This is a genomic window from Streptomyces sp. NPDC091272, from assembly GCF_044757485.1.
In the GTDB taxonomy this organism is placed as follows: Bacteria; Actinomycetota; Actinomycetes; order Streptomycetales; family Streptomycetaceae; genus Streptomyces.
This window is the reverse complement of record NZ_JBIVVC010000025.1, coordinates 1-5,660: the sequence shown is the minus strand read 5'-3', so window position 1 is coordinate 5,660 and position 5,660 is coordinate 1. Positions and strand designations below refer to the sequence as shown.

Here is a 5,660-nt window from a genome sequence, read left to right as displayed (position 1 = left end):
TCCACCGCGAGCATGAACTGCGCGACCAGCAGCACGACAAGGACCAGACGCATCCGCCCCGTCATCCGCGACGAGGACACCGGCCCACCCGGACCGGCACCCCCGTCCCGACCCACAACCACAACCTCATCAACCGCCGACATGACACACTCCCTGACTCCGCTAGGCGACTACGGAGTGGAAGCCTGCAACAGCGGAACCGGCCCGCCCAGCCCTCTGTTCTGGGTACCCAGACCCTCACTGGCACCGGGGAAACTACCCAAGCCAGGACTACCTTGAGCCCTCCCGCACACCCGGGGTGCTGAAGGACACTTGACACCATGAACACACAGTCGGAACTGGGAGACTTCCTGCGCAACCGGCGGGCCACCCTCCAGCCGGAAGAGGTGGGCCTGCAGTCGCACGGCGTACGACGCCGGGTGCCGGGGCTGCGCCGCGAGGAACTCGCCCTGCTCGCCGGCGTCAGCGTCACCCACTACACCCGCCTCGAACAAGGACAGAGCACGAACGTCTCCGACGCCGTACTCGACGCGATCGCCATCGCCCTGCGCCTGACCGAGGACGAGACGGCCCACCTGCGGGACCTGGCACGCCCCACCAGGACCCGCCGTCCCGCGCCCGCACGCGCCGACAACGCGGGCACCACGATCCGGCAGCTCCTCGCCGCCATGCCCGACGTCCCCGCCGTGGTCCTCAACCGCCGCAACGACGTCCTGGCCTGGAACCCGCTGGGCCACGCCCTGCTCGCCGCCCACCTCGACGCCGACAGCCCCGACAGGTCCGCCCGGCGCCCGAACCTGACCCGGCTGCTCTTCCTGGACGAGGAAACCCGTCGGCTGTACCCGCACTGGGACGACGAGGCAAGGACGGCACTGGCCGCCCTGCGCCTGGTCGCCGGCCGCTACCCCGACGACCGCCCCCTGGCCGAACTGATCGGCCAGCTCACCATGAAGAGCGCCGAGTTCACCACCCTGTGGTCCCGCCACCCGGTACGCGGCTGCGTCTCAGGCACCAAACACCTCCAGCACCCCCTGGTGGGCCGCATGGAGCTGGCCTTCGAAACCATGCAGCTCGCAGGCGGCAACGGGCAGCGCATGCTCGCCTACAGCGCCGAACCCGGAACCGCATCGGAAGCCGCTCTGCGCCTTCTCGCCAGCTCCCTCGGTCCCGACCAGGCGACCAGAACGTTCGAGGACGTCTCTTCCCACGGGTCCCACGGGTCCGCACTCGACAGCTGACCTCCCACGCCCGACACAGTGGGCTGCGGTCCGGCCCCCGGCGGAACCCCCGCTGCCGGGGACCGGCCCGGAGCCCATTGCGCACGGCAACCGACCTCAAAGCAGCTTCGGGCGCGCTCTTCCGCGCTCTTCAGCGCCTACCGGTCGGCGCGTCCTCGGCCCTGGCGGGCCTGCGGGGCCCGACGGGGGCCGCAGGTGACAGCGCGGCTGCGGGCTGCTCGGGGTGCACAGACGAGCAACGTGGCTGAGGCTTGCCGGGGCTCGCGAGACATACGTGGCAGGTACTTGGTGACCGCGGGCGCGTCGGGGCGTGCTTTCGGTGGCCGCGGTCGGGGGAGCAAGGGGCGAGTTCCCTTCGACAGACGGGTGGGTGGCCCGGCCGCATCCGCGCCGAAGACATCGCAGGCGCAGGACGAGCGCGACCGCTGGCGGCTGCTTGGTGCCCGGTGCGAAGGCCGTCGGATATCCGCACCCTGGTACTTAAGAGAGGGACGTCTCCGTAACCGCTCTGACCTGCTAAAAGGCTCAGCACATACAGATCTGACGATCTGGCACACGGTTCCTGAGAGCGTGCACCCCGCTCTCAGGAACTGGGCACAAGGATCGTGCGGACTGCTTACACGGTTCTCAGGACCCGTGACACGGTTCCTGAGAACTGACCACATTGCGCTGACGTTCATCAGCAACGGCCGTTCCAGGCGGGCGGGACGCGGTGGGGTCATGTACGGCTGAGCCAGAGACACGTCCTGGAGGCTGACTTGATGAACCTCACGTTCATGTACGCTACGTTCATCTGGTCGGCCCCCGGGCCGTTGCTCATGCACCTCACAGCAATCCCCACCTCCGGAGGGCCCGTTGGGAGCAGCACGCAGGCTGGTCGACGCCGATACCGGTGAGGCCGTCCCGTACGCGCCGTACGCCTTCTCCGGTGACCACATCCAGGTGGACAAGGCTCGCGTCGAGGCCATCACGGAGAGTTGTGACTTCACCCCGAGTCAGAAGTTCCTGGTGCTCTGGTGGATCGGGATCTCCCCTGCAGGCATGGAACCGCTGCGAGCCACCGGCGCCGACATCGGCAAGAGGGTCGGTATGACGGGCGACGCGGTAGGCAAGATCAACCGGAAGCTGCTGAAACGGCGCATCCTTGTCGAGCGTGGCCGCATCGGCAACTACAAGCTGTACCGCATCAGCCCGTACATCGCCTTTCACGGCACGGGGATCGAACAGCGGGAAGCGATCAAGACATGCAGGCCGCCGGACATCCCCGGATTCGACGGCACAGCCCCTTCGTGGCGGGAGGCCAAGTGAACAACGAGGACAAGACCAGGCTCTTGGACGTTCTTCAGCGCACCGCAGGTATGACTGCCAACCAGCGCCTGGTCGTCATGCTCTACGCGATGCACCCCACCGACCGAGCCGGAGCCGTCGTGGAGACCGGTGCAACACTCGCCCGCCTTGTCGGCATGTCCCCCACCGTCTTCTCCCGCACTCGCCGCCAGGTCGTCGAAGCCGGATGGCTCGAGCAGACCGACCGGCTCGCCCACATCAGCTACTACAGGCTCGGCGCGAAATCCACCGGCGAGGACGTCGTCGTCCCTCTGCGCCGAGCCACCTGAGTTCGCTCGTCCTGGCTGTGTCATGTACGTGAGGTGGATGAGAACCGACCCTGGAATCGGTTCTCATCCACCTCACGTACATGAGTTCCATTCCTGGGCCATGGCGATGGTAGGTGTCACATTCCTGGGCCCGGCGGTGTCTTCATGTGCAACCGGCAAACGTCCAAGGAGGACACGATGGCGCCACGCGTACCGAAGGCCCAGCTCCCCGCCGAGCTCCGTGAAAGCCTGATCAATCAGCTCGGCTCCGTGCCCGAGCCCAACGAAGTCCTGTGGAACAACCCCAAGCTCGCCGAGGCCAACCAGGAGTTCGCAGCCAAGGTGGCCACTTGGGACGCGGCCGACGCGAGCCTCAAGACATTCGCGCACATGGCCGTCGCGGCGCAGGTCGGCTGCAGCTGGTGCCTGGACGTCAACTACTTCGCGGCACAGAACCAGAGCCTGGACCTGACCAAAGCGAGCCAGGTTCCGCGCTGGCGGGAGTCGGAGGTGTTCACGCCGTTGGAGCGGGAGGTGATGGAGTACGCCGAGGCCATGACGAACACGCCGACGACAGTCACCGATGAGCTGTCGGCGAGCCTGCTCGGCCGGCTCGGCCCGGCGGCGCTGGTCGAGCTCACCGTGTTCATCGGTTTCGCCAACCTGGCAACCAGGTGCAACACGGCACACGGGATCACCTCGCAGGGCTACTCCGAGGCCTGCGAGATCCCGCTGGCTGTACGTCCTGAGACGTCCGACGCAGTGCCGACGGCATGACCGAGGACCCGTTCGTCACCCACCGCAGCCTGCTGTTCACGGTCGCCTACGAGATGCTCGGCTCCGCGGCCGACGCGGAGGACGTGCTGCAGGAGTCCTGGCTGCGGTGGGCCGGGGTCGACCGGTCGCGGGTCAGCGACGCGCGGGCGTACCTCGTCAGGACCGTCACGCGGCAGGCTCTCAACCGACTGCGGACGCTGGCTCGCAGCCGCGAGGACTACGTCGGCGAGTGGCTGCCGGACCCGTTGCTGACCAGCCCTGACGTCGCCGAGGACGTGGAGCTCGCGGAGAGCGTCTCGATCGCGATGCTGACCGTCCTCGAAACACTCGGGCCCACGGAACGGGCGGTGTTCGTGCTCCGCGAGGTCTTCGAACTGCCGTACGGCGAGATCGCCGAGGCCATCGGGAAGTCCGCGGCCACGGTGCGGCAGATCGCACGCCGAGCACGCGAGCATGTGGCGGCCCGGCAGCCGCGGGTTCAGGTGAGCCGATCGGAACAGCAGGCAGTGGTGGAGCGGTTCCTGCTCGCCTTGCGTACCGGGCAGTTGCAGGAACTCGTGGAGGTAATGGCGCCGGACGTGGTCCTGATCGCCGACGGCGGTGGACTTGCGGCCGCCGCTCTCACCCCGATACACGGGGTCGTCCTCGTGGCGAAGGTACTCGCGCGCACGAACCGGATCCAAATGGACGCGCTCACGACAACACCCGTGTGGCTCAACGGGGCACCAGCCGGCCGAATCGAGATCGACGGCGAACTGGCCACAGCGGTGAGCCTCGTGGTGGAGGACGGACGGATCACCCAGGTCTACTTGATGAGAAACCCACTGAAGCTGACCAGACTGAACGAACCAGTCCAACTCGCCAGGTAGGGCCGGCTTGCGGTAGTGCGACTGGAGTCCTTCAGGGATACCGCTGACGGTTTGCAACGGGCGTGCAGCTTGGGTTGGTTGGCCTTTTTGGGTGTTGGCTCACTGCATCTGCGCAGGTTGGTTGAGTGCGGCGCAGATTCGCCGATCGTTGACAGGCATCGGGGAAAAGGTGCCGGAAAGGGATCTGTTTTTTGGAACCAAGTTATCTCCCTCCCAAAATGACGCACCTCAATAAAGGAGTGTAGAAAGAAGCTTCCCAACACTACAGAACGATCAGGAGAACCACCTACCCCAGCGGTATACCTGATGTATTCTGGGTCTCATGGCGCACACAACGATCAAGGTTGAAGACACAGTCCGGGACAGACTTGCCGCTCTCGCCGCAGAGAAGGGCACTACCATCGCCCAACTGGTCAGCGACTTCGCCGCGCACACCCCGACCGAAGTGGAACGTGCCGAGCGCACGGCCCGCACCCTGGCAGTCCTCAAGGAGATGTCGGGTTACACCCCCACCCCCGAGCAGGACCGTGCGGCAGACGCCGAGCTCGCCCGCCGGCTCGGCGACGCCGCATGAGCTCCACCGTCCCCAGCACGGTGGAGGTGGTTCTGGACGAGAGCGCCCTCCTTGCCCTGGGCTCGGGCAGCGTTCTGATCTCACGGATCCTGCACCAGTCCGCCGCCACCGACACCTGGCGTGTACATGTGGCCCTGGCCGCGCTCGCGGATGCCGACAGGGCCCGCACCGGGGTAGCCGGCCACGTTGCCATGCTCGACCAGATCGTCTTCCACCCCCTCGATCTCGCGGCTGTACTCGCCGCGTCCGGCGAGTCACGCACCCTGGGCTGGACCCACACCCGGCACGTGGCCCAGCCCGGCCCGGAACGCCCCGAGGGAGCCCGCGTCGTTACCGCTGTACCCAAGGACTGGGACGGAGCTGGCGTTCGCGTCCTGGACGTTTCAGTCTGAGCTGGCGTTTGCGTCCTTGACGTCTCAAGCCTGGGCTGGCGTCGGAGTTCTCGATGTCTCAAGCCCGGGCCGCTCCTTGCTGCTGCGCTTTTGATGGGCGCGCGGAGCGCGTCCATTGCCTGATCGCGGAGCGATCAGGCCTGCCGGTGCGAAGCGCCGGCCCGGGTCACGGCGGAGCCGTGACCCGGAGCTGTTGGGCCACGGAGTGGACCGGC

At 67.0% G+C, this 5,660-nt stretch carries 7 protein-coding genes; all 7 read left to right on the top strand.

Features of this window, described 5'->3' with window-relative positions:
- Positions 1-320 precede the first annotated feature (320 nt).
- The 7 genes from ACIQM4_RS34560 (at position 321) to ACIQM4_RS34530 (ending at position 5,445) form a co-directional block, all read left to right on the top strand.
- Positions 321-1,238: a helix-turn-helix domain-containing protein gene (locus ACIQM4_RS34560; protein WP_401599543.1), complete on the top strand. Its 918-nt coding sequence runs from the start codon at positions 321-323 to the stop codon at positions 1,236-1,238.
- Positions 1,239-2,093: 855 nt separating this feature from the next.
- Positions 2,094-2,546 carry a MarR family transcriptional regulator gene (locus ACIQM4_RS34555; RefSeq protein WP_401599542.1) on the top strand — a complete coding sequence of 151 codons (453 nt, stop codon included), beginning with the start codon at positions 2,094-2,096 and terminating at the stop codon, positions 2,544-2,546.
- A gap of 50 nt (positions 2,547-2,596) precedes the next feature.
- Positions 2,597-2,854 carry a replication initiation protein, RepL2 gene (locus ACIQM4_RS34550; RefSeq protein ID WP_401599545.1) on the top strand — a complete coding sequence of 86 codons (258 nt, stop codon included), beginning with the start codon at positions 2,597-2,599 and terminating at the stop codon, positions 2,852-2,854.
- Positions 2,855-3,031: 177 nt separating this feature from the next.
- The gene (locus ACIQM4_RS34545; RefSeq protein ID WP_401599540.1) at positions 3,032-3,610 is read left to right on the top strand and encodes a carboxymuconolactone decarboxylase family protein; all 579 of its coding nucleotides are present in this window, start codon (positions 3,032-3,034) and stop codon (positions 3,608-3,610) included.
- The gene (locus tag ACIQM4_RS34540; RefSeq protein WP_401599539.1) at positions 3,607-4,479 is read left to right on the top strand and encodes an RNA polymerase sigma-70 factor; all 873 of its coding nucleotides are present in this window, start codon (positions 3,607-3,609) and stop codon (positions 4,477-4,479) included. The genes ACIQM4_RS34545 and ACIQM4_RS34540 overlap by 4 nt, the downstream gene beginning before the upstream one ends.
- 322 nt (positions 4,480-4,801) lie before the next feature.
- Positions 4,802-5,053 (top strand): hypothetical protein, encoded by a 252-nt coding sequence (locus ACIQM4_RS34535; RefSeq protein WP_401599538.1) that lies wholly within the window; start codon positions 4,802-4,804, stop codon positions 5,051-5,053.
- Positions 5,050-5,445, top strand: a complete 396-nt coding sequence (locus ACIQM4_RS34530; RefSeq protein WP_401599537.1) for a hypothetical protein — start codon at positions 5,050-5,052, stop codon at positions 5,443-5,445. The genes ACIQM4_RS34535 and ACIQM4_RS34530 overlap by 4 nt, the downstream gene beginning before the upstream one ends.
- The last annotated feature ends 215 nt before the right edge of the window (positions 5,446-5,660 follow it).

What these genes read in the sequence shown, in the direction of transcription:
- ACIQM4_RS34560 (WP_401599543.1), top strand. Translation starts at nt 321, where the DNA reads ATGAACACACAGTCGGAACTGGGAGACTTCCTGCGCAACCGGCGGGCC.
- ACIQM4_RS34550 (WP_401599545.1), top strand. Translation starts at nt 2,597, where the DNA reads ATGACTGCCAACCAGCGCCTGGTCGTCATGCTCTACGCGATGCACCCC.
- ACIQM4_RS34545 (WP_401599540.1), top strand. Translation starts at nt 3,032, where the DNA reads ATGGCGCCACGCGTACCGAAGGCCCAGCTCCCCGCCGAGCTCCGTGAA.
- ACIQM4_RS34540 (WP_401599539.1), top strand. Translation starts at nt 3,607, where the DNA reads ATGACCGAGGACCCGTTCGTCACCCACCGCAGCCTGCTGTTCACGGTC.
- ACIQM4_RS34535 (WP_401599538.1), top strand. Translation starts at nt 4,802, where the DNA reads ATGGCGCACACAACGATCAAGGTTGAAGACACAGTCCGGGACAGACTT.
- ACIQM4_RS34530 (WP_401599537.1), top strand. Translation starts at nt 5,050, where the DNA reads ATGAGCTCCACCGTCCCCAGCACGGTGGAGGTGGTTCTGGACGAGAGC.